Source organism: Acinetobacter sp. TUM15064 (assembly GCF_008980265.1).
Classification (GTDB): Bacteria; Pseudomonadota; Gammaproteobacteria; order Pseudomonadales; family Moraxellaceae; genus Acinetobacter.
The window spans coordinates 1-21,617 of record NZ_BKFU01000021.1; the positions used below are offsets into that span (position 1 = coordinate 1).

23 protein-coding genes are annotated in these 21,617 nt (G+C 42.6%); 4 read left to right on the plus strand and 19 right to left on the minus strand.

The annotated features are described in order from the left end of the window. The 5 genes from GBI16_RS08350 to GBI16_RS08370 form a co-directional block, all read right to left on the minus strand. Positions 1-126, minus strand: a 126-nt coding sequence (locus GBI16_RS08350; protein ID WP_227518531.1) for a GTP-binding protein, incomplete at its 3' end; no start/stop codon positions are given. Positions 127-219: 93 nt separating this feature from the next. Further along, on the minus strand, positions 220-2,355 hold the full coding sequence (fusA, locus tag GBI16_RS08355; RefSeq protein ID WP_086210752.1) for an elongation factor G: 2,136 nt from the start codon (positions 2,353-2,355) through the stop codon (positions 220-222). Between the two features lie 131 nt (positions 2,356-2,486). Further along, positions 2,487-2,957 carry a 30S ribosomal protein S7 gene (gene rpsG, locus GBI16_RS08360; protein WP_004694929.1) on the minus strand — a complete coding sequence of 157 codons (471 nt, stop codon included), beginning with the start codon at positions 2,955-2,957 and terminating at the stop codon, positions 2,487-2,489. A 177-nt stretch (positions 2,958-3,134) separates the two neighbouring features. Then, on the minus strand, positions 3,135-3,509 hold the full coding sequence (rpsL, locus tag GBI16_RS08365; protein ID WP_002050319.1) for a 30S ribosomal protein S12: 375 nt from the start codon (positions 3,507-3,509) through the stop codon (positions 3,135-3,137). A gap of 155 nt (positions 3,510-3,664) precedes the next feature. Then, on the minus strand, positions 3,665-5,119 hold the full coding sequence (locus GBI16_RS08370) for an EcsC family protein (protein ID WP_086210753.1): 1,455 nt from the start codon (positions 5,117-5,119) through the stop codon (positions 3,665-3,667). 278 nt (positions 5,120-5,397) lie between these two features. On the opposite strand from GBI16_RS08370, the gene GBI16_RS08375 reads away from it, so the two are divergent. Continuing rightward, on the plus strand, positions 5,398-6,627 hold the full coding sequence (locus GBI16_RS08375; protein ID WP_086210754.1) for a beta-ketoacyl synthase N-terminal-like domain-containing protein: 1,230 nt from the start codon (positions 5,398-5,400) through the stop codon (positions 6,625-6,627). Between the two features lie 23 nt (positions 6,628-6,650). Next, positions 6,651-7,103: a CopD family protein gene (locus GBI16_RS08380; RefSeq protein ID WP_005011820.1), complete on the plus strand. Its 453-nt coding sequence runs from the start codon at positions 6,651-6,653 to the stop codon at positions 7,101-7,103. A gap of 80 nt (positions 7,104-7,183) precedes the next feature. Here the strand turns inward: GBI16_RS08380 and GBI16_RS08385 are convergent, their stop codons facing one another. The 5 genes from GBI16_RS08385 to GBI16_RS08405 all read right to left on the minus strand — a co-directional run bounded on the left by GBI16_RS08385 (position 7,184) and on the right by GBI16_RS08405 (position 12,852). Then, on the minus strand, positions 7,184-8,290 hold the full coding sequence (locus GBI16_RS08385; protein ID WP_151706903.1) for an acyltransferase: 1,107 nt from the start codon (positions 8,288-8,290) through the stop codon (positions 7,184-7,186). A 186-nt stretch (positions 8,291-8,476) separates the two neighbouring features. Further along, entirely contained in the window at positions 8,477-9,919 is a 1,443-nt protein-coding gene (locus GBI16_RS08390; RefSeq protein ID WP_086210756.1) for an amino acid permease, read from the minus strand. Between the two features lie 142 nt (positions 9,920-10,061). Then, on the minus strand, positions 10,062-10,421 hold the full coding sequence (locus GBI16_RS08395; protein ID WP_004694941.1) for a RidA family protein: 360 nt from the start codon (positions 10,419-10,421) through the stop codon (positions 10,062-10,064). Positions 10,422-10,458: 37 nt separating this feature from the next. Then, positions 10,459-11,556 carry an alanine racemase gene (gene alr / locus GBI16_RS08400; protein ID WP_086210757.1) on the minus strand — a complete coding sequence of 366 codons (1,098 nt, stop codon included), beginning with the start codon at positions 11,554-11,556 and terminating at the stop codon, positions 10,459-10,461. Positions 11,557-11,592: 36 nt separating this feature from the next. After that, positions 11,593-12,852 carry a D-amino acid dehydrogenase gene (locus GBI16_RS08405; RefSeq protein WP_086210758.1) on the minus strand — a complete coding sequence of 420 codons (1,260 nt, stop codon included), beginning with the start codon at positions 12,850-12,852 and terminating at the stop codon, positions 11,593-11,595. A 137-nt stretch (positions 12,853-12,989) separates the two neighbouring features. Here GBI16_RS08405 and GBI16_RS08410 point away from each other — a divergent pair, with 137 nt between their 5' ends. Beyond that, complete coding sequence (locus tag GBI16_RS08410) at positions 12,990-13,454, plus strand: Lrp/AsnC ligand binding domain-containing protein (RefSeq protein WP_004694947.1); 465 nt, start codon at positions 12,990-12,992, stop codon at positions 13,452-13,454. 13 nt (positions 13,455-13,467) lie between these two features. Here GBI16_RS08410 and GBI16_RS08415 read toward each other — a convergent pair whose 3' ends face one another. Continuing rightward, positions 13,468-14,718, minus strand: coding sequence for a hypothetical protein (locus tag GBI16_RS08415; RefSeq protein ID WP_151706904.1), 1,251 nt, complete (start codon positions 14,716-14,718; stop codon positions 13,468-13,470). A gap of 45 nt (positions 14,719-14,763) precedes the next feature. Continuing rightward, complete coding sequence (locus GBI16_RS08420) at positions 14,764-15,411, minus strand: HAD-IA family hydrolase (protein ID WP_151706905.1); 648 nt, start codon at positions 15,409-15,411, stop codon at positions 14,764-14,766. Positions 15,412-15,504: 93 nt separating this feature from the next. On the opposite strand from GBI16_RS08420, the gene GBI16_RS08425 reads away from it, so the two are divergent. Beyond that, entirely contained in the window at positions 15,505-16,272 is a 768-nt protein-coding gene (locus tag GBI16_RS08425; RefSeq protein ID WP_119064945.1) for a hydroxymethylpyrimidine/phosphomethylpyrimidine kinase, read from the plus strand. A 30-nt stretch (positions 16,273-16,302) separates the two neighbouring features. Here the strand turns inward: GBI16_RS08425 and GBI16_RS08430 are convergent, their stop codons facing one another. The 7 genes from GBI16_RS08430 to GBI16_RS08460 form a co-directional block, all read right to left on the minus strand. After that, the gene (locus GBI16_RS08430; protein ID WP_404814590.1) at positions 16,303-16,956 is read right to left on the minus strand and encodes a nuclease-related domain-containing protein; all 654 of its coding nucleotides are present in this window, start codon (positions 16,954-16,956) and stop codon (positions 16,303-16,305) included. A gap of 122 nt (positions 16,957-17,078) precedes the next feature. Next, positions 17,079-17,564 carry a methylated-DNA--[protein]-cysteine S-methyltransferase gene (locus GBI16_RS08435; protein ID WP_151706906.1) on the minus strand — a complete coding sequence of 162 codons (486 nt, stop codon included), beginning with the start codon at positions 17,562-17,564 and terminating at the stop codon, positions 17,079-17,081. A 32-nt stretch (positions 17,565-17,596) separates the two neighbouring features. Beyond that, complete coding sequence (gene sugE / locus GBI16_RS08440) at positions 17,597-17,914, minus strand: quaternary ammonium compound efflux SMR transporter SugE (protein WP_119064948.1); 318 nt, start codon at positions 17,912-17,914, stop codon at positions 17,597-17,599. Between the two features lie 82 nt (positions 17,915-17,996). Further along, on the minus strand, positions 17,997-18,314 hold the full coding sequence (gene sugE / locus GBI16_RS08445) for a quaternary ammonium compound efflux SMR transporter SugE (protein ID WP_005400191.1): 318 nt from the start codon (positions 18,312-18,314) through the stop codon (positions 17,997-17,999). 235 nt (positions 18,315-18,549) lie between these two features. Then, complete coding sequence (locus tag GBI16_RS08450; RefSeq protein WP_151706907.1) at positions 18,550-19,476, minus strand: copper resistance protein B; 927 nt, start codon at positions 19,474-19,476, stop codon at positions 18,550-18,552. Beyond that, on the minus strand, positions 19,463-19,756 hold the full coding sequence (locus tag GBI16_RS08455) for a hypothetical protein (protein ID WP_086210765.1): 294 nt from the start codon (positions 19,754-19,756) through the stop codon (positions 19,463-19,465). Before GBI16_RS08455 ends, GBI16_RS08450 begins: the two co-directional genes overlap by 14 nt. Beyond that, the gene (locus GBI16_RS08460; RefSeq protein ID WP_086210766.1) at positions 19,743-21,611 is read right to left on the minus strand and encodes a copper resistance system multicopper oxidase; all 1,869 of its coding nucleotides are present in this window, start codon (positions 21,609-21,611) and stop codon (positions 19,743-19,745) included. The genes GBI16_RS08455 and GBI16_RS08460 overlap by 14 nt, the downstream gene beginning before the upstream one ends. Positions 21,612-21,617 lie beyond the last annotated feature (6 nt).

The window sequence follows — 21,617 nt, forward strand, 5'->3', positions numbered from 1 at the left end:
ACCACCGAATTTCTTCGCACATACAGTTGCAATTGCAGCTGTTAAAGTTGTTTTACCATGGTCAACGTGACCGATTGTGCCCACGTTAACGTGTGGCTTATTACGTTCAAACTTAGCCTTAGCCATGAGATCTTCCTTTTTAAACTACTCATGCAGGATCACTGCATGAGCACTTGGTTTTTAACTATGAATTAGTTTGGGCTTATAGTAATCGAAAGATTACTCGTCGTCACCTTTTTTACCGCCAGACTGGAATTTAGAAATGATGCCTTCAGCCACGTTACGTGGAGTTTCAGCATATTTAGCAAATTCCATAGAGTATGTTGCACGGCCTTGAGACATAGAACGCATTTGAGTCGCGTAACCAAACATCTCCGCAAGTGGAACTTCAGCTTTAATTGCTTTAGTACCGCCAGGCAAGTCATCCATACCTTGAACCATACCACGACGACGGTTTAAGTCACCCATGATATCGCCCATGTAGTCTTCTGGAGTTTCTACTTCAACTTTCATGATCGGTTCAAGCAAGATAGGATCTGCTTTCATGAAACCGTCACGGAATGCGTAAGAACCTGCCATTTTGAACGATAATTCGTCCGAATCGACATCGTGGTAAGAACCGTCAAATAATGTAGCTTTAATGCCAACAACTGGGTAACCAGCAAGGACACCATTCTTCATACGCTCTTGGATACCTTTATCCACAGCACCGAAGAATTCTTTAGGAACTACACCACCAACAACTTCTTCAGCGAACTCGTAGTCTTTACCAGCATCAGGATCCATTGGCTCTAAACGTACGTATACGTGACCGAATTTACCTTTACCACCAGTTTGACGTACGAATTTACCTTCTTGTTCAACTGACTTTTTAATCGTTTCACGGTAAGAAACCATTGGTTTACCAATGTTTGCTTCAACACCGAATTCACGTTTCATACGGTCAACAATGATGTCAAGGTGAAGCTCACCCATACCAGCAATAATTGTTTGACCTGACTCTTCGTCAGTACGAACGCGGAATGATGGATCTTCCTTAGCCAAACGACCTAAAGCAATTGACATTTTTTCTTGGTCAGCTTTAGTTTTTGGTTCAACAGCCAATGCAATTACTGGCTCTGGGAATTCCATACGCTCAAGTGTGATGACATTTTTCTCATCACAAAGTGTATCACCCGTAGTTACGTCTTTAAGACCTACACACGCAGCGATATCACCTGCACGAATTTCTTCAACGTCTTGACGATCGTTCGCGTGCATTTGCACGATACGGCCGATACGTTCACGTTTAGATTTAACTGGGTTATAAACAGAATCACCTTGTTTAAGAACACCAGAGTAAACACGTACGAAAGTTAAGTTACCTACGAATTTGTCGTTCATGATTTTGAACGCAAGCGCAGAGAACGGAGCTTCGTCAGATGCTTCACGAATCGCTTTAGTTTCAGCTTTGTCGTCAAGTACACCTTCAATAGCTTTAACTTCTGTAGGTGATGGTAAGAATTCAATTACTGCGTCCAACATACGTTGAACACCTTTGTTTTTGAACGCTGTACCACAAAGCATTGGTTGAATTTGACAAGCCAAAGTTTGAACACGTAGACCATTAACGATGTCTTCTTTAGAAAGATCACCTTCTTCTAGGTACTTGTCCATTAGCTCTTCAGAAGCTTCAGCAGCAGCTTCAACCATGTTTGTACGCCATTCTTCAGCAGAAGCTAGAAGTTCAGCTGGAATTTCACCGTACTCAAACTTCATACCTTGTGAAGCTTCATCCCAAATGATCGCTTTCATTTCGATCAAGTCGATTACGCCTTGGAAGTTTTCTTCAGCGCCAACAGGAATCACTACAGGTACTGGAGACGCGCCTAAACGAGTCTTCATTTGTTCAACAACACGGAAGAAGTTTGCACCTGTACGGTCCATCTTGTTCACGAATGCTAAACGAGGTACTTGGTATTTGTTTGCTTGACGCCATACAGTTTCAGACTGAGGTTGTACACCACCTACAGCACAGTAAACCATACATGCACCATCAAGAACACGCATAGAACGCTCAACTTCAATTGTGAAGTCAACGTGTCCCGGTGTATCAATTACGTTGATACGGTGTTCAGGGAATTGCTTAGACATACCTGACCAGAATGTAGTCGTAGCAGCAGAAGTAATGGTAATACCACGTTCTTGCTCTTGCTCCATCCAGTCCATTGTTGCTGCACCATCGTGTACTTCACCAATTTTGTGAGATACACCTGTGTAGAACAAAATACGTTCTGTAGTTGTGGTTTTACCAGCATCAATGTGCGCAGAAATACCAATGTTACGATAACGAGAAATTGGGGTTTGACGAGCCATGATTTCTTGCATTCCTAAATTTTGTTGTTTAAAACAGGACGCTTTAAGCTGGCAGACAGCTTAAAGCGATTCGATGACAGTTTGGCGTAAACCAAGCTGTCACCCTCCTGAATAGGGGCTGTTTTAGTCGCTTAGAAGCGGTAGTGAGAGAATGCTTTGTTGGCTTCAGCCATACGATGCACGTCATCACGTTTTTTAACCGCTGCGCCTTTACCTTCAGCTGCATCAAGCAACTCACCAGCAAGACGTAAAGCCATAGTTTTTTCAGAACGCTTAGCAGCAGCATCTACTAACCAACGCATAGCTAGAGCAGTACGACGGGATGGGCGTACTTCCATAGGTACTTGATAAGTAGCACCACCAACACGGCGTGCTTTTACTTCAACCATAGGACGAACTTTTTCAAGAGTAGTCTCGAAAAATTCAACTGGGTCTACTTTGTTTTTTTCTTGAACGCGGTCTAAAGCACCGTAAACGATACTTTCAGCAATAGATTTTTTACCATCTTGCATTACGTGGTTCATGAATTTAGCGATTGTTTGGCTGCTGAACTTAGGATCCGGAAGGATTTCACGAGCAGCAACTACGCGACGTCTTGGCATTTTAAACTACCTATATATATGACACTTCAGGTTAATCCAGCCGTAGCACAAAGTGTCATGTGCTTTCGCTGGCCTTACTACACGTCGCTTGAATTTCACAAAATTAATGCAGAAATCAGACAAGCGAGACGATAAAGGATTGCAGTTCTAGCGAACTAAGAAGTTAATCTCGAAAGATTATTTCTTAGGACGTTTAGTACCGTATTTAGAACGAGACTGGTTACGATCTTTAACACCAGCACAATCTAAAGAACCACGAACGGTATGGTAACGTACACCTGGTAAGTCTTTAACACGACCACCACGGATAAGAACAACACTGTGCTCTTGTAGGTTATGGCCTTCACCACCGATGTAGCTAGAAACTTCGAAACCAGAAGTTAAACGCACACGGCAAACTTTACGCATTGCTGAGTTCGGTTTTTTAGGTGTAGTTGTGTAAACACGTGTACAAACACCACGACGTTGTGGACAAGCCTTCAACGCAGGAACTTTAGATTTTTCAACTAAAGTCGTACGACCCTTACGGATCAACTGATTTGTTGTTGCCATTTGGCAATTCTCCCGTTAATAAAAAACCCAAAAAAAAGACGACTTTTTGAGGGCATGCAATTGTAAGCTAAGACGCAAAAATGGTCAACATTTCAAACTACATGTAATGCTGACTACATCAGGACTTTTACAAATTTTCATCTATTTTAAGTAGTTTATTTTTTACTTGGCGCATTTCGTCTTTTTGTAACCTTTTTTTCAGTCGGCTCTACAGTAGGCTTCGCAGCAACTTTTGAAGCCGTATTGGGTTCATTTTGTACAAAAGACGCATTATTGTTTTGTGTGGTTTCTTCAACCTCATCCATAGGATATAAATCTGCAAGATCTTCTTCCACTTGCAGGGCTGGCTGTTGCGGTGCAACAGCATCATGGGGTTCAACCATTTGATCTGCAAGCTGCTCTAGGCCTTGTTGAACGAGATCATCGGTTGGTGTTTGTGTGCCTTTGTCTGACTTCTTCTGAACTTTCACTTTAGCAATATTTTGATGACCATCCAATGCGATTTCAGTGCCCATATTTAAGCTCTCTGTTTCCGCATCTGTTGCACTGCGTTGAGTAAGCAGTCGCGGCGATGCTTTAACTAAAAGCTCAAGTGAACGCTCATAAGCGGTCAAGGCACTTAGGCTATTGTCTTTTTGCTGAATGATATACTGGCGAGCTTGTGAAAAAATCAACTGCGCCTTTTGATGTGCATCATCCACTAAGCGCCAACTATAAGCGGCACTCACACTAGCACTGGCAATGGGTGAGAGCTTTGCTAGTTTATTGAGTAAGGATAGATTAGCAAGCGACTGCCCCCATTTCAGTTGACCATCGGCATTGGTCAACCATTTCTTCAAAGCTTCTGCATCATTGCTCGATCCCAACAACTGTTGTAACTGAGAAACATCATGGGTTTGCAAGGTACTCGAAATCGCTTTAATCGCCATCAATAAAGTTTGCTTTTCGGCAATTAAACCCAAATCAATTTGCTTAAAAATAAACTGTACGATGTCCTGATCAGACTCTTTATTTAAGTCAAAACCGTAAGAGCGCCCTACTTGATAGATCATTCGCAATGACATGACCAAAGAAGCAGGCACATCCACGGTTGAACCCACTAGACCTGTTGCCCCTGTCAATGCCCCCTGAACAATGGCAATGATCTTATTTTGTTCCGATAATGCCTGACTAATCCGCTTAGAACGGTCAACATCTTGAGTTAACATTTCAAGATCACGCACACCCGCTTCATCTAAAACAGCATCGACAGAACACATATTCGAACTAAATTGATTGAGCTGACCAAATAGATAATCAGCCGCTTTATCGGAAAGTTGCGGAGAAACAAAACTCGCCATACGGTTTGCTTTCGCATAATGTCGGCCTAATAACTGACGTGATACCGTCGGCAGGTGCTCACGTAAAACATGTTGCGGGCGCTCATAAGTTTTACTTTTTGATTTTGTTTTTGGAGTCGTGGCATCTCCTGTTGGGCTATTTGTCAGTGTTGACACCGCGTCTGGAGCCACTTGGTTTAAGAGATTTAAACCTGTATGACTGAGCTTTTTAGCCACTCCAAAGGCATTTGAAAAGAAACCACTGCGCTGTTTATTGTTTGAATCCGCCATTCCTTACCTCGTGCTTTATAATCTTTCATTTCTAGCTAAATACTAGGTGTAGTACGCATTTATCTCAATAACAATATGTGTCTTTTAGTAAAGTTGAAATGTGCTTTGCTTGATTTTAAGACAAGCTAAATTGGCATAGGATTTGCCATAAGAATTAAAAATTCTTTCTGCTATTATGATCTGCATTGAAAACATAAGAGTTGCAATTGGCTTAGAAATAAATTGTTGATTCATCTCTAAGCGCAACTCGGTAAAACCACCATATAAGGGATCTGTAAATGAAACGTGTAGTAATCACTGGCATGGGGATCAACTCATGTATCGGTAATACTTTGGAAGAAGTTACTCATGCATTACAAAACGGGATTTCTGGGACACGTTTTAACCCAACCTATGCTGAACTCAATTTTAAAAGTCATATCAGTGCTGCTGCTGAACAAGACTTTGATGGTATCGACCGTAAGCTAAAACGCTTTATGGGTGTTTGTGCTATGTATGCATATAACGCTGCGGTTGCTGCGGTTGAAAATGCAGGCTTAACAGCCGAGCAAATTGGTGGCAATCCACGCTATGGTATCGCAGGCGGTTCAGGTGGTGGTTCAACTGCATCTGTAGTTGAAATGAAAGAATTGTTAGACACCAAAGGCGCACGTAAAGTTGGTCCGTTCTTCGTACCACGTAATATGTCGAACACAATTACAGCAAACGTTGGTGTTGCTTTTAAAATGCAAGGTGTTGCACACACCATTACCAGCGCATGTGCAACCTCTGCTGATGCAATTGGTTATGCCTACAACCTGATTCAACTCGGCAAACAAGACTTAATGCTTGCAGGTGGCGGTGAGGAAGATCACTGGTCTCAAAGCTTGTTGTTTGATGCCATGGGTGCACTGTGCTCAAAGTACAATGACACACCAGAAACAGCGTCTCGTCCTTATTCTGCTGACCGTGACGGCTTCGTGATTGCTGGCGGTGGCGGTTTTGTGGTGCTTGAGTCTTTAGAGCATGCGCAAGCACGTGGCGCCAACATTTTGGCTGAAGTCGTAGGTTATGCTGCAAACTCTGACGGTGCAGACATGGTTGCACCATCAGGTGAAGGTGCGACACGTTGTGTACTGATGGCACTTGAAGAAGCAAAACAGCACGGCGTCGACAAAATTGACTATGTGAATACGCATGGGACATCAACGCCTGCTGGTGATGTGACTGAGTTAAAAGCAATGGAACGTGCATTTGGCGAAGGTCAAGTTCCTCCACTGAGCTCAACTAAGTCAATGACAGGTCATAGCTTAGGTGCAGCAGGCGTACAAGAAGCGATCTACTCTGTCCTAATGATGCAAAATGACTTTATTGCACCCAACATCAACGTGACTGAACTAGATGAAGGCGCAAAACCATTTGATATCGTGCTTGAAAAACGTGACGCAAAATTGAATACTGTGATGAGTAACAGTTTCGGTTTTGGCGGCGTAAATGCATGTCTCATTTTCAAAAAATGGGAAGGCTAAGCCGCCCATTTTAGGGTGACTTGATGGATGCTCCTTCTGATGCTTTCTTGTGGGTAAAAGCATTACATATTATTGCCGTGGTGTGTTGGTTTGCTGCACTGTTCTACTTACCACGGCTCTATGTTTACCATGCCATGAGTGATGATGCAGTCAGTCATCAACGTTTCGAGGTTATGGAACGTAAGTTATACCGTGGCATTATGTGGCCGTCGATGATTGCAACACTGATCACGGCACATTTCTTGGTCGATTGGGGGGATGCAACACGCCACTATCATGAAGCCCTGTGGTTCTACCTCAAAGTCGGTTTGGTTGGACTGTTGGTGATTTACCACTTTGTTTGCGGTTATTACCGTAAGAAATTGATTGGTCATGCACACTACAAGTCACACAAATTTTGGCGCTTCTTTAATGAAATGCCGACCCTCATTTTATTTGCTGTGGTGATTTTAGTCGTGGTTAAACCGACATTTTAAAATCCCACAGTTAAAAAGCCCCGATTGATTTGGGGCTTTTTAATGTCTGTAAAAATCAACAGTACAACTCAAGATCCACGCTATGACCGTATCCCAAATTGACGAATCTTCAAATTGAGCGGGGTCGAATAATATTTCTCAATCGCCCAACTCAAAATAAACACCGCGATAAAATAAACAGGCAACAACATCAACTTTTCAGCCGCTAAAGTGTCTTTGGGGAAATACACCACTTTCATTAAGCCAAGAATAATCAAATGAAACAGATACATTTCATAGCTACGCTGCCCAATCCAGACCAAACTCCGTGCCGCGTATGAGACAGGTTTAACTTCGGGATCTTGGGCAAAACACAATATGAGTAATGCCGTCAGTAACGCAAATACGCTGATGCTCCAAGTACTCACCTCTTTGATGGGTGCGTAAAAATATAAAGCAGTCATCAGAAGCGTTGTTACTGCAACAATCATTTTTTGATTATAAATAGTTCCCTTGAAATACTGTGCATACATTGCGGTGAGGCAGCCAATCGCAATTCCATCAAAGCTAGAGAAATAGTGATATAGATAAGCCCCACTTTCCTCGCCAAAATGCAGGGCACGAAAATACGGTGCATAAGCGATTATCGCGAGCAGCAAAACAATAAAGCCTTTGCCCCGACCAAGCCCTAAACACAGGACAGGAAAGGCTAAATAGAAAACTTCTTCAACCGATAAAGACCACAATACGCCCAAAGCATAGTTCACCCAACCGTATTCAATAATCAGTAGATTCATCCAGAAACTCAAAGCTGAAAGAACAGTCACAGCATAGGACACCTCTACGCCATTGGGCGACTGATTGATAAAGGGTTGTAATCCTAAACTTCCGAGCACACTAACCATCGCGACCAATAACACCAGACACGGCATAATTCGGGCAATACGACGGATATAAAAATCTTTCAGTTTAATCTGCGCCAAAGAACCACTGCGCTGTAAAGTATGTTGGGTAATCAAAAAACCCGAAATGACAAAAAATATGGTCACACCATAGTTGCCATTTCTTGCAATCAAAGTACTTAAGCTCTCGCCCCCAATGGGAATGCCGAGAACCGTATCGTGTAATTTATACGGAATATTGAAATGGTGAATCAGCACCAACAGGATGGACACGCCACGCAGGATGTCAATTTTATAATTACGCATAAATCATTGTTAAAATTTTAAAGTGCTTCATTAAAAGTGAAACCATCAGATTTAAATAGCTTTTATATATAAAATCATACAATCATCTAACACTGAATTAGAACCCATTGATTCAGCTTAAGCAAAAAGAAAGCCCTGCTTATGCAGGGCTTTCTTTCAAACATCACGAGTACAGAATGAATTTACTTAGTTATCCAGTTGCTGTTCTAACAGACGTTTTTTCATACGTGGCTTGTACAGCAGTTGATAGGTCACGGCTAAAATAATCACCCATAGCGGACTGATCATCAATGCGCGAAGGGTATCCGCCTCTAAACTCAAAATAACCAACGTGAAGAATAAGAAGATTAAGACCACATAAGACATCCAAACACCGCCCGGCATTTTAAAGGTCGACTTTGCATGTAGCTCAGGACGCAATTTACGGTAGCGGATATAGCACACCATAATAATGCTCCAAATACTGATAAACAGAATCACACACAATGAGCTGGCTAATGTAAAGGCTTCAACGGTGTTTGGTACAAAATACTGTAGCGCCGCACCTGCCATGATAAAGGCACATGAGAAGAATAGGCCTTTTGCTGGTACAGCACGTTTTGACAGACGCGCTAGGCTCTGTGGTGCTTGCCCTTCTCTTGCCAAACCAAACAGCATCCGTGATGTAGAGAACACACCACTATTCATGGAAGACATCACTGAAGACAGTACCACCAAGTTCATAATGATGGCTGAAGTTGGGATACCCGCATGTAAAAATAGTGAAACGAATGGGCTTTGATCCGCAGGAATTTGATTCCATGGTGTCACCGACATCACGACAAATAGCGACAACACATAGAATAAAATAATACGGGTTGGAATCGCATTCACTGCTTTCGGTAAGTTCTTTTCAGGATCTTTGGTTTCAGCAGCCATGGTTCCAATCAGCTCTACACCGACAAAGGCAAAGAGTGCTATTTGGAAGCCTGCTAAAAAGCCACTACCGCCTTGAGGGAACATCCCACCATGCGACCAAACATGACTGAAGCTTGCAACTGAACCGCCCGGTGCTTGGAAATGGCTAAACACCATAAAGCCACCAATCACGATCAACCCTAAAATGGCTAAAATTTTGATTAAAGCAAACCAAAATTCAATTTCGCCAAAAAGTTTCACGGTCAGCAAATTTAGCCCAAGGACAAACAGCACACAGCCGACACTGATTAAAGCCTGTCCCATAGGCGTAAAGGTCATATCTGGCGGGAGCCAAAAGCCAAGATAGTTAATAATGGCTGCCAAGTCCGCAATACCGACCAAGACCCAACCGAGCCAATAGGACCAACCGATATAGTAACCCGCACCCGGCCCAATCAGATCATGAGCCATGTCGATAAACGACTTATAGTGCAAATTGGACAATAGAATTTCGCCCAATGCACGCATTAGGAAGAAGAACATGGTCCCGATAATCATATAAATGATCAGAATAGAAGGACCAGCAAGAGAGATAGTTTTGCCCGAACCCATAAATAGGCCCGTCCCAATCGCGCCACCAATGGCAATCAATTGCAGGTGGCGGTTAGATAATTTCCGTTGTAATTCATGCGATGATGCATTTGCACCGTCAGCTTGTGGTGTGGTCGTCATAATTTAACATCCTGTTAATGTCCTTTTTTGCGTATAAACCATGTTCATACAGTGCTCGTTTTCCTAACGGGCGGTATTTATACGCTGATCAGCCATTCAGCCTGAGCCAAAGGGCTGATACACACGGGGAGAGTTTAAAAAATTAGTTTTGTGCAGCAGTTACTGCAATTTCGATCAACCAGTTTGGATTCACCAAATCAGCTTGAATCGTGGCACGTGAAGGCGCCACACAACCGTTCATCCAATCAATCCAAATCGCATTGACTGTTGAAAAATCAGAGAGATTTTTGATGTAAAGCTGAGCAGATAACAAACGTGATTTATCTGTATTTGCCAAAGCTAAAAGCTCATCAATCGTTGCTAAAATTTCACGGGTCTGACCTGCGACATCATTGTCGGTATTTTTTGGCACTTGCCCTGACAAATACACCACTTGATTAAACACAGTGACTGCACTCATGACTTCGTTGGTGTTGAATTTTTGAATGTCTGAATGTGACATAGGTCTTTCCTTGTATGAAACTGTATAAAAATAAAATTTAATCTTGGATAAAATTGACACGTGCAGTGACAGCACACATCAGCTCATAGCCAATCGTGCCTGAACCTGCTGCGACTTCATCAATACTAAGCATAGCGCCCTGTTTCGATGTACCCCACAACACCACTTCGTCGCCAACTTGGGCATTTGGGAGGTGAGATAAATCAACTGCCAACATGTCCATGCTGACCCGTCCGACCAAGCTACTGCGTTGTCCATCGACTAAAATAGGCGTGCCTGTTGCGGTAATCCGTTGATAACCATCGGCATAACCACAAGCCACAATACCCACACGCATGTCGTTTTCAGCAATGAACTTTGAGCCATAACCGACACTATCGCCTGCTTTTAACTGCTGAATGGCAATCAACTCGCTACGCAAACTCATGGCAGGTTGCAAATCCCAGTCTTCAATGGAGTGGCTTGGATAATCTGGAGAACTGCCATAAAGCATAATGCCGCTACGGATTACATCCGACTGCAACTGTTCATGACGTAAGATGGCTGCGCTGTTGCTGACTGAACGTGCACCCGGTAGATCATGGGTAATGGCATCAAACAACTGACATTGATGCGCAATGCCATCACGTCCGAAACGCTCACCATCGGCATCCGAAAAATGCATCATATGGGTCAAACGTCGAACTTGAGGCAAGTTTAAGAGCTGCTGCCATACTTGACGGTACTGTTCAGGACGGAAACCTAAACGGTTCATGCCGCTGTTCATTTTTAAATAAACATCGAACTGCGCCTCTAAAGGAAAACGCGCTAACCATTCAAGTTGATATTCACTATGAATACTGAAGCTTAAACCTAGCTCATGGCAGTCAAATAGATCTTGCTCTGAGAAAATACCTTCGAGTAACAGAATTGGGCCTGTCCAGCCCAAAGCACGAATGCGTTTTGCCTCTGCCAAATCGAGCAGCGCAAAACCATCGGCAGATTTGAACGCTTGATAGACGCGTTCAATACCATGACCATAAGCATTGGCTTTGACCACCGCATAGACTTGGCTATTCGGCATTTTAGTGCGAGCAACATTTAAATTATGCTGCAGTGATTGGCTATGAATCACTGCAGTAATTGGACGTGGCATTTTCTTCTTCCTTGAATCAATACGGCCTAAAACGGATTAGGCTGCTGAAGGATAACGTTGAATAGAGAGACCTTCAGTACTGATGTCTGGTTGATGATTCATCACCAAGTCACTGATGAGCTTGCCTGAACCACATGCCATGGTCCAACCCAAGGTGCCATGCCCTGTATTTAAGAATAGGTTTTTAAAACGAGTCGCACCAATGATTGGCGTTGAGTCTGGTGTCATTGGACGTAAACCTGTCCAGAAACTTGCTTCAGCTAAATTTCCACCTGGGAATAAGTCCTGAGTCACCATTTCCAAGGTCGCACGGCGGTCTTGGTTTAAGCCGTGGTTGAAACCGCTCAGTTCAGCCATACCCCCTACACGGATACGTTGGTCAAAACGCGTGATGGCAATTTTATAAGTTTCATCAAGAACCGTAGACTGCGGTGCAAATGCAGGATCTACAATTGGAATGGTTAGTGAATAGCCTTTGACAGGGTACACAGGCAAATTCAAATTCAATGGTTTCAAGAAATCACGTGAATAACTACCAAAAGCAAGCACATAGCGGTCTGCTGTAAGCACTTGACCATCCACCACCACGCCTTTGATTTCATCCCCTTCAACCACTAGTTTTTCAACATTTTGGTTAAATTTAAATTCTACACCCATGTCTTTTGCAAGGTTTGCCAAAGCATTAGTAAATAGGTAACAGTCACCTGTTTCATCATTCGGTAAATGCAAACCACCGACTAATTTATCTTTAGCATATTCTAAAGCTGGCTCAACTTTGGCTAAGTCATCTTTTAATAATAGTTCGTAGTCGACGCCACATTCTTTTAATACTTGGATGTCACGTTGTACGGCATCCAATTGAGCTTCATTACGGAAAACCTGCAAAGTTCCTTTCGCACGGTTTTCATAGTGAATGCCAGTTTCTTTACGCAGTTCACGTAAGCAGTCACGGCTGTATTCAGCAACACGTGTCATACGCTCTTTGTTAATGGCATAACTTTGTGGGTTGCAGTTTTTTAACATCTGCGCCATCCAGTTTAACTGCCACATGCTACCATCAATGTTAATGGCTAAGGGTGCATGATGTTGGAACATCCACTTTACAGCTTTAAACGGAATACCGGGTGCAGCCCACGGTGTAGAATAACCTGGAGAGATTTGCCCTGCGTTACCAAAGCTAGTTTCTTCAGCAGGACCAGCCTGACGGTCTAAAACCGTAACGCTTGCGCCTTGTTGTGCAAGGTAATATGCACTTGCAACACCGATGACACCACTACCTAAGACAATTACACGCATGACTGATCCCTTACACACACTAGTTTATTTCACTAGTATATTTTTAGGTTAATAGTTTTTTTCACTGTTTTTAATATTATAATCTAGGTAAATCACCACTTTTGTCGCGCTAAAATTCTAAACATAGGAAATTTATAATGCGTAAATTAGATCGGATTGATCAGCAGATTTTAGACATTTTGCAGCGCGATGGACGAATTGCAATTAGTGAATTGGCCTCTCGCGTTAACCTCTCAACCACGCCATGCTCGGAACGCGTCAAACGCTTAGAGCGTGATGGTATTATCATGGGTTACTACGCACGCCTCAATCCGCAACTGGTCGATCGAAACCTATTGGTGTTTTTAGAAATTAAGCTATCAGCCAAGTCTGGCGATGTGTTTGATCAAGTGGCGCGTGACTTGGTCGAGATTCCAGAGGTTTTAGAATGCCATCTGATTTCAGGTGAATTCGATTATTTAGTCAAAGCCCGTTTAAAAGAAATGAGTGCCTACCGACGCCTATTGGGTGATTTACTAAAAAAACTGCCCTCTTCAGCGTCATCACACAGTTATATTGTGATGGAAGAAGTGAAAGAAAGTTTTTATTTGGACATTCGCTAAATTGCACAATAGCTTAAATCGGCATACAAGTATCTTGAGCTAAATACGCAGGGAGCTTTTGTTGTGGAAATGGCTGTTTCAAACAGAGCTGATGCCCTTTTTGATAATAATCATATGCTTCCCTATTTTTATTCAGCTCTTCTACCGATTCCTGCTTTTGTACTGCATTAAAAACTCGAATTTTATTGTCTAAAATTCGAGAACGAAGTGCATAAGGTCGCCAGTCAACAACAGCTACTTGCGCTAAAATATTTCCCACCGAATTTTTCAAAACGTATTTAGAGCGCTTCTCAGGCTGAAAATGCTCATACTGTTGCAAGAAATCCAAATACGATAGTTCAGACAATGCAATATAAGGTTCGATGTCTTTAACTTGCTGATTTAAACTGCGGTTTGGTAGATAAACCAGACGGTATTGCCAATCAGACATACCTTTTGGTACTGCTAGACTTTGAAAGGAGTGTGCATTTTGGCTCACTTCATAACGCATACTTTGCCTTAAACTCAAAGCATGCTGAGTTAAAGGTTCGACATGCACGCTCGCATGCTGAGCCTTTAGATTGAGCATATCCAGACTCTGCCAGATAAAGTTCTGCATGATATATTTCTCAATCATAGAGAGTTTCTGTCCCTGCATATTTTGTAAAGCAGAGATGTACTGTAAAAGTGCAGTCTTTGACTCATCTTTAGGTTTTAAACTCAATTGAACCGCATGCAATAAATGAAGATCGCGCAGAGTTTGATAGTCTGGCAGTACACCGTCAGCTGGAAGCAATAAAGAGACATAATCCGTACTGTTTAACCAGTGCAAATAACGCTGTATTGCAAATTGCTCTGTTGCAAACATTGCAACAAACTGAGATTGATGTTGGCGAATAAAGGATTCACTTTGTTCTGGCGTTTGTAGTAAAACCTGATTGAGTTCATCTAATACTTGTTTTTGTTCTGCCAACAACGGGTGTTTTTGCAACTGCTGTATTTGCATAGGCGCTGCTTTATTTGCGGAAGATAATGACTTACCCTGCTGTTGCCACTGCTCATAATAGCGTAAACGACCCAAGCTTTCAGGCTCAACATCTGCTTTCGCATCCATTCCCCAGGCATAGAAAAATGGATGCTGTTTCAGATCGCTTTGAAAGGCATAGTCAGCATCTATCAAGGCTTTGGTTTGAGCAGATAACTCATCATCCTGCTGTAACCAATAAACCAATCCACCACTACCGAATGCCAATATAACCAAACCCAGCAGAACTTTTTTTATCATTATTCGCATAATCAAGTATTTTATTATTTAGCAATCATACTGATTTTACTTAATAAATTGAAGTATCTCTGCAAAATTTTTAATTCGTGCTTTAGGCGCGGCTTCCGTCAACTCTTGATCAGAACCATAACCGTATTCCACCGCAATAGTCTCAATGCCGTTGCGACGTGCACCCAAAATGTCATGCTCTCGGTCGCCAACCATCAGACATTCTGCTGCTTTTAACTGCTCTTTTTCTAGAATATAAGCAATCAAATCTCCCTTATTGGTGCGCTCACCGTTCAGTTCACTGCCATAGGGGTGCACAAAGTATTGTAGTAAATTGAAATGCTCTAAGATTTGACGGGCATAGACTTCTGGTTTTGCTGTCGCCAAATACAAGTGATAACCCTGCTTGGTCAGTTTTTTTAAGGTCGGTTCAACATCGGCAAATAAATGGTTTTCATATAAACCTTTCACCGCAAAACGCTCACGATAGCCCAGTAGAGCTTGCTCTGCCAAAACATCGTCCACTGCAACATTTAAGAGTTTTGCCAAAGACGCTTTGAGTGGTGGCCCAATAATCCAGTCAATATTTAGATCATCGGCAATCGGATGCCCAACTTTGTTTAAGCCATAACGTGCGCTGGTGGTAATACCAACTTTCGGATCTGTTAATGTTCCATCTAAATCTAGCAAAATATGTTTAATCACAGCTGATCCTTCTTGGGCTTTAAATAAAATACTATCGAGAGTTCTGCTAAAGTTGCCTATACTATCGCAAATTTTCGCAACAAGGATATTTCTGTGCGTTCAACCGTACTGTGCTTTTCTGGTTTAGACCCTTCAGGTGGTGCTGGTTTACAGGCCGATATCGAAGCGATTGGTCAAAGTGGTGCGCATGCAGCCATTGCGTGTACAGCACTCACTGTTCAAAACTCGCAACAAGTGTTTGGTTTTGAAGCGACGTCAAAAGAATTGCTGTTAGCTCAGGCGCACGCTGTTGTCGGTGATTTACCGATTAAAACCGTAAAGTCTGGCATGTTAGGCACCACAGATAATATTGCAGCACTAGCTGAATTTCTACGTGAACATCCTGAGTACCAGTATGTGCTCGACCCTGTTTTAGTAGCGAACAGTGGAGGTTCACTGGGCGATCAAGCAACTTTGGTCAAAGCTTTTGTTGAACTGATCCCATTAGCAGACATTATTACTCCAAATACAGTTGAGCTACGAGCATTAACAGGTCTCGATGACTTAGATGCCGCAACGCAAAAACTGTTTGAAATGGGTGCCAAAGCGGTACTGGTCAAAGGTGGTCATGAAGACACACCAGACTATATTCGCAATGCTCTGTTTGTGAATGGCGAGCTCATTTCTGAAACTCGCTGCCCACGTTTAGCCGGTGAATATCACGGTTCAGGTTGTTCGCTGGCGAGTTTTATTGCTGGTCGTTTGGCACAAGGTGACAGTGTTAAAGTCGCAGTGCATCATGCCGAAACATGGCTCTTTGGCGTATTAAAACAGGCAGAAACACCTGTTGAAGGCGGTCAGAAAATTCCAAAGCGTTTCTAAGTAGAAAACCCTGTATATGCAGGGTTTTGTTTAACGGTCTTGATGGCGTTGTTTTAAATGTGCCACATGCTCACGATTGGTTTTCCATGACTTTTCTAGCACTTCTTTTTCAATCCGAAGCTGAATCCGTTTCAGTTTCATCGCTGGAATTACCTCTGTATTAAAGGTCTTCATATAATCGACCCATGCTTTACCTCTAAATACCGTACTGGGCATCTCAGTTTTGAACTCGCATTCAGGCATGAACACCACAGCAGAATGGATATAGTCTACATCGACAATATCTTGCAACACACTTTGCAGTACTTTGACGTGTTTATAGTTTTGATGTAGCGGATTTTGAAATTTAAAGCTCTTTTTATAAATTTTCTGCGTCCACATCTTTTGATGTTCACCACCAAAAATCCACCCCTTATAGTTTTTGGTTTCAATTACAAAAACACCAAAGGGACTTAATACAATATGGTCAATTTGGGTCGTCCCACCCTGCTCATCAGGCAAAGTCACATCGTTAATTAGAATATAACGCTCATCCAAATATAATTTCACATGCGCTTGAACCGCGAACTCCCCAAACTTTCCTTTCAGATAAGGCTTAAACACTTTTAAAAGACCAATCCCAAACAAGATCAGTAGCATCCACCATAGCTCTGAAAATACATTCCCCACAATTTGACTGATCATATTATTCATCGTTGTTTGAGTTAGAGACACGATTCTTCAAAAGAAGATAGATTAAAACATAAGATTCTGATTTTTAAATTATTAAAATAAAAAAACAAGCTTAAAAAATCCGAAAAACAAGCTTAATTCGCAATTTTCTCAAGCCATAATAAAATATCTTTATTGTCCAGACCGCCTGCGAAACCAACCAATTTTCCATTCGCCCCCACCACCCGATGACACGGTGCAATAATTGAAATCGGATTTTTGCCATTGGCTGCACCCACTGCACGAACAGCTTTGACATTGCCAATCTGTAGCGCAATATCTTTATAGCTTCGGGTTTCACCAAACGGAATTTGCAGTAAAGCCTGCCAAACTTGCTGCTGAAAATCTGTCCCAGCAAAATCCAAAGGCAAATCAAAACTTTGACGCTTTGCCGAAAAATATTCGCTCAACTGTCGTTCCGTTTCCAACAAAATCGGATGCTGATTCTGTTCAACCAACTCAGCTAAGCGTACCCGTTTTGGGTTTTCATTTTCCCACAATACGGCAACCAAAGCTTGATCATGTGCCACCAGTCTCAGTACCCCGACAGGAGATGGCATATATTTAAAAAATAAGCGCATGCTTCACCACAAAAATTGTCTATTTAGCAACATTATGACGATGAAAGTTTCATCAGTACAAGTCCAGAAATGATTAAAACCGCTGCGAGCATCCGCATGGCATTGGCTGGTTCGCCCAAAATCAAAATTCCAACCAAAAATGAACCAATCGCGCCAATCCCAGTCCAAACGGTATAGGCAGTGCCCAAAGGTAAGGTCTTCATGGAATAAGACAGCAGCGCAAAACTGGCCACCATAAATACGAGGGTTAAAATACTCGGTGTCAATTTGGTAAAACCATCCGATACTTTCATCGCATAGGCCCAAACCACTTCGAGCAAACCTGCAACAATTAAAATCACCCATGCCATACGCCACACACCTTTTACCGAAACCAGAAACAACAAAGCTTCAAACGAAGGATCGCTTGAAGCTCGACAGATTTAAATGAATTTAGCTGGATGAGAGTTTCATCAAAATTAGGCCCGATACAATCAGCACCGCAGCAAACATCCGCATAGCCGTTGCGGGTTCACCTAAAATAAAAATCCCGACCAAGAAGGAACCAATCGCACCAATTCCAGTCCAAATGGTGTACGCGGTCCCTAGCGGCAATGTTCGCATTGCATAGGCCAGTAAACCAAAACTTAAAATCATGAACACAATGGTGATGATGCTGGGTGTGAGTTTGCTAAACCCTTCGGACAGCTTCATTGAATATGCCCAAACGATTTCAAACAGACCCGCAAAGATAAGAAAAACCCAAGCCATACTACCAACTCCATTTCACTAGAGTCAGGTCGTCCTGACGAATTTTCTCAATATGAGGGAGGTCGTTCCTCCTGAATATGCCTTAAATTATAGCAAAATACGCACCAAAATGAGCTATTTTTACACTTAAAAATCATTAAAGTGCAAAAGGAGTGATCTAAACCAGCAGATCACCCCTCTTTCAGCACAAATCTAGTGCAATCTCAGGTATTCACTTTAAACCTAAACGTTCGACTTAAAACTTAAAGCGAATACCCATTCCATACTGCCAACCTTTCTCTTCGTCACTTTCAACTTGCCAAGCCGTCGCTTCATTGCCTTTGCTATATTCATAGGCAATGTCCACATAAGGCATGACTTTTTTGCTGATTTCATAACGCGTCTCAAGACCGACGGCTGCACTACTGAGACCTGATTTTTTAGCATATTTAGAGTCATCACTAAAAATAATGTTCAGATCTAAATAAGGTTTAAAGATCAGCTTTTGAGTCAATAACAAGTCCCGCTCAGTTTCCAAACTAAACGCAGCATAGTTGTCTGTACCAGCATATACGTAGGCATCGGTTTCAAAGAAATACGGTGCTAAACCATGTAAGCCAAGCACCCCATCCACTTTTTCTTCCGTATCCCAGTCATGCTGTTCACGCTCCACTTTTTCAACTCGGTAACGTGCACCCGCCTGTACATCCCAAAAGTCTGAAATCATACGGCTATACAGTACTTTGGCATCATACTCAGCCTTATGCGATTCCTGCTTATCTGCATGTAGTTTGATAAACAGCTTATTTTCATCTGTCCCGATACGAGTTTCAAACTCAGACTTTAAACCACCATCACCGTCTTCATTCAGCAACCATTTGTTATCAACGGTGGTGACCGCATAAATTTGTGCACCGTGCTCTTTGCGGTGATCATGCGTATGTGCTGTTGAATCATGATTTATCTGCTGCCCATGTTGTGCACTAGACTGCGGAGCAACTTGAGTTGGAATGGTCATCGCCTGATGCTGTGCATGTTGTGACATCACAGACTCAGTGGTCATGGACATATTTTCATTTGCTTCAGCAGGCATATCATGCCCTTCATGCGCCATAGCCGCAGCACTCATCAACATTAAAGAACTGCTCAATATGCTTTTAGAAAAAAGATTAATGGTGCGCATGATGATCTCCTTTCTGAGCCTTCGACTGCTTGCTTGGTTGAGTCTGAGCTTGCTTCTCCGATGAAGGCTGACCTACCGCATTTTTCTGTTTCAGCATCTGAGCATGCTCATCGGCACTATGCTGATGATGCTCATGTGCCATATCTTTGGACTGAGCTTGACTTGTTGATTTGGCTTTTTGTTTTTCATGCTGTGCATGAGATTCAGCAGCCATAGCAACCGAACTAAACAAGACAGTAACAGCTAAGGCAAATCCTGAAAAAAGATTAGTGGTGCGCATGTTCATCTCCTTTTGGCTCAGCTTGAGCTGCTGTTTTTTGCCCTTGAATTGGGGTGGTGGACACTTGAGCGTCACTGACATTGGCCACTATCAATTTATTCATCATGCCTGAGCTCATGTGGTAAAGCAGATGACAGTGAATGGCCCATTCACCTAACTCATCTGCGGTCAGTAAAGCGGTCACTGTTTTGCCTGGTGGTACAATCAACGTGTGCTTATTCGGCATATCAACGGCAGCTTGCCCATTTTCCAGTTGCATAAACATCCCGTGCAAATGCATCGGATGTGCCATCATGCTGTCATTGATAAATTTGATCCGAATACGCTCGCCATACTTCACTTTCAACGGTTCAGCGTCGCTAAATTTTTTCCCGTTAATGGTCCACAAATAACGCTCCATAGTTCCGCCCAAACGAATCACCAACTCGCTCGTTGCCTCACGGGTATCTTTTTGGGGTTCTAAGGATTTGAGATCGCTATATTGCAATGCCTTATCACCTTTAGGCGTAGAGGCATTCGCCCAACCATAAACTGGTGTAACAGTTTTCTGTACCGAACTTGCTGTCGTATTCTGTTGCGCATGACCCATCTGTGTATGGTTCATCTCAGACATGGTCTCATGATTCATCTTTGAATGATCCATTTCAGCCATCGCTTCATGATTCATATTTGAATGATCCATTTCAGCCATCGCTTCATGATTCATCTTTGAATGATCCATTTCAACCATCGCTTCATGGTTCATCTGTGAATGATCCATACCTGAATGTTCTGAGCCGTGCCCCATATCTTCCATAGTCAACAATGAACGTGGACGGGGTGCAGGCATATGTATACTCTGTGCCATTGGGGTCAACTCATTATGCAAAGTTCCAATGGCGTAGCCTGAACGGTCAATCGACTCTGCTTCAATTTGGTAATGCCCTGCTTTCGGCTCCACAATCACATCATAAGTTTCGGCCGTTCCAATCCGAAACTCATCCACAGGAACGGGTTTAACAGGCTGACCATCTGCACTGACTACTGTCATTTTTAGATTAGGAATACGTACATCAAAAAATGACATGGCTGAGGCATTGATAAAACGTAAACGAACTTTTTCATTTGGCTTAAACATACCTGTCCAGTTCTGTTCAGGGGTTTTGCCATTGATGAGGAAGGTGTAGCCCGTGACATCGGACAAATCCGTTTTCAACATGCGCATTTGATTCCACATCGAACGGTCTTTCCATGCAGCTTTTAAACCATCACGTTGCACTTGCTTCCAAGTATCACCTAAGGTTTCGCGTTGATTTTGATAATACTCGGCAGAAATTTTCAGATTCTTCTGAATTTGTTCACTGCTCTGTTCATGGAAATCTGATAGCATCACCACATAGTCACGCTCGGCTTTTTCATGCTGCGCTAAAGGCTTTTTGTCTTTAGGATAAATGACCAATGCACCATACAGCCCGTCCTGTTCCTGTCCCTTCGAGTGTGCGTGGTACCAATAAGTTCCACTCTGGCGAACTTTGAACTTATAGACAAATTCGCTTTTCGGCTGAATGCCGTTAAACCCATTAAAACCCGGAACACCATCCATCAACCCAGGCAAAAGCAAACCATGCCAATGGATTGATGAGTCTTGATTTTTTAGGTTATTTTTGACGCGAATGACTGCATCATCACCCTCCTCAAACTCAAGCAAAGGCGCTGGAAACTGCCCATTGACACTAATCCGCTTGAGCGACTTTCCCGTTAAGTTAACGGGACTTTCATCAATCACCAATTGGTACTCTTTGACTGCGGCAAAGCTCCAAGATGATGACATCAGACACACCCCAAGGATGAGGCTTTGTTTAAATTGAATAGACATGACTAA

Bases quoted from the DNA above. Each gene is read 5' to 3' on its own strand.
- fusA (WP_086210752.1), bottom strand. From the start codon at position 2,355: ATGGCTCGTCAAACCCCAATTTCTCGTTATCGTAACATTGGTATTTCT.
- rpsG (WP_004694929.1), bottom strand. From the start codon at position 2,957: ATGCCAAGACGTCGCGTAGTTGCTGCTCGTGAAATCCTTCCGGATCCT.
- rpsL (WP_002050319.1), bottom strand. From the start codon at position 3,509: ATGGCAACAACAAATCAGTTGATCCGTAAGGGTCGTACGACTTTAGTT.
- GBI16_RS08370 (WP_086210753.1), bottom strand. From the start codon at position 5,119: ATGGCGGATTCAAACAATAAACAGCGCAGTGGTTTCTTTTCAAATGCC.
- GBI16_RS08375 (WP_086210754.1), top strand. From the start codon at position 5,398: ATGAAACGTGTAGTAATCACTGGCATGGGGATCAACTCATGTATCGGT.
- GBI16_RS08380 (WP_005011820.1), top strand. From the start codon at position 6,651: ATGGATGCTCCTTCTGATGCTTTCTTGTGGGTAAAAGCATTACATATT.
- GBI16_RS08385 (WP_151706903.1), bottom strand. From the start codon at position 8,290: ATGCGTAATTATAAAATTGACATCCTGCGTGGCGTGTCCATCCTGTTG.
- GBI16_RS08390 (WP_086210756.1), bottom strand. From the start codon at position 9,919: ATGACGACCACACCACAAGCTGACGGTGCAAATGCATCATCGCATGAA.
- GBI16_RS08395 (WP_004694941.1), bottom strand. From the start codon at position 10,421: ATGTCACATTCAGACATTCAAAAATTCAACACCAACGAAGTCATGAGT.
- alr (WP_086210757.1), bottom strand. From the start codon at position 11,556: ATGCCACGTCCAATTACTGCAGTGATTCATAGCCAATCACTGCAGCAT.
- GBI16_RS08405 (WP_086210758.1), bottom strand. From the start codon at position 12,852: ATGCGTGTAATTGTCTTAGGTAGTGGTGTCATCGGTGTTGCAAGTGCA.
- GBI16_RS08410 (WP_004694947.1), top strand. From the start codon at position 12,990: ATGCGTAAATTAGATCGGATTGATCAGCAGATTTTAGACATTTTGCAG.
- GBI16_RS08415 (WP_151706904.1), bottom strand. From the start codon at position 14,718: ATGATAAAAAAAGTTCTGCTGGGTTTGGTTATATTGGCATTCGGTAGT.
- GBI16_RS08430 (WP_404814590.1), bottom strand. From the start codon at position 16,956: ATGATCAGTCAAATTGTGGGGAATGTATTTTCAGAGCTATGGTGGATG.
- GBI16_RS08435 (WP_151706906.1), bottom strand. From the start codon at position 17,564: ATGCGCTTATTTTTTAAATATATGCCATCTCCTGTCGGGGTACTGAGA.
- sugE (WP_119064948.1), bottom strand. From the start codon at position 17,914: ATGGCATGGGTGATTTTAATTGTTGCAGGTTTGCTCGAAGTGGTTTGG.
- sugE (WP_005400191.1), bottom strand. From the start codon at position 18,314: ATGGCTTGGGTTTTTCTTATCTTTGCGGGTCTGTTTGAAATCGTTTGG.
- GBI16_RS08450 (WP_151706907.1), bottom strand. From the start codon at position 19,476: ATGCGCACCATTAATCTTTTTTCTAAAAGCATATTGAGCAGTTCTTTA.
- GBI16_RS08455 (WP_086210765.1), bottom strand. From the start codon at position 19,756: ATGCGCACCACTAATCTTTTTTCAGGATTTGCCTTAGCTGTTACTGTC.
- GBI16_RS08460 (WP_086210766.1), bottom strand. From the start codon at position 21,611: ATGTCTATTCAATTTAAACAAAGCCTCATCCTTGGGGTGTGTCTGATG.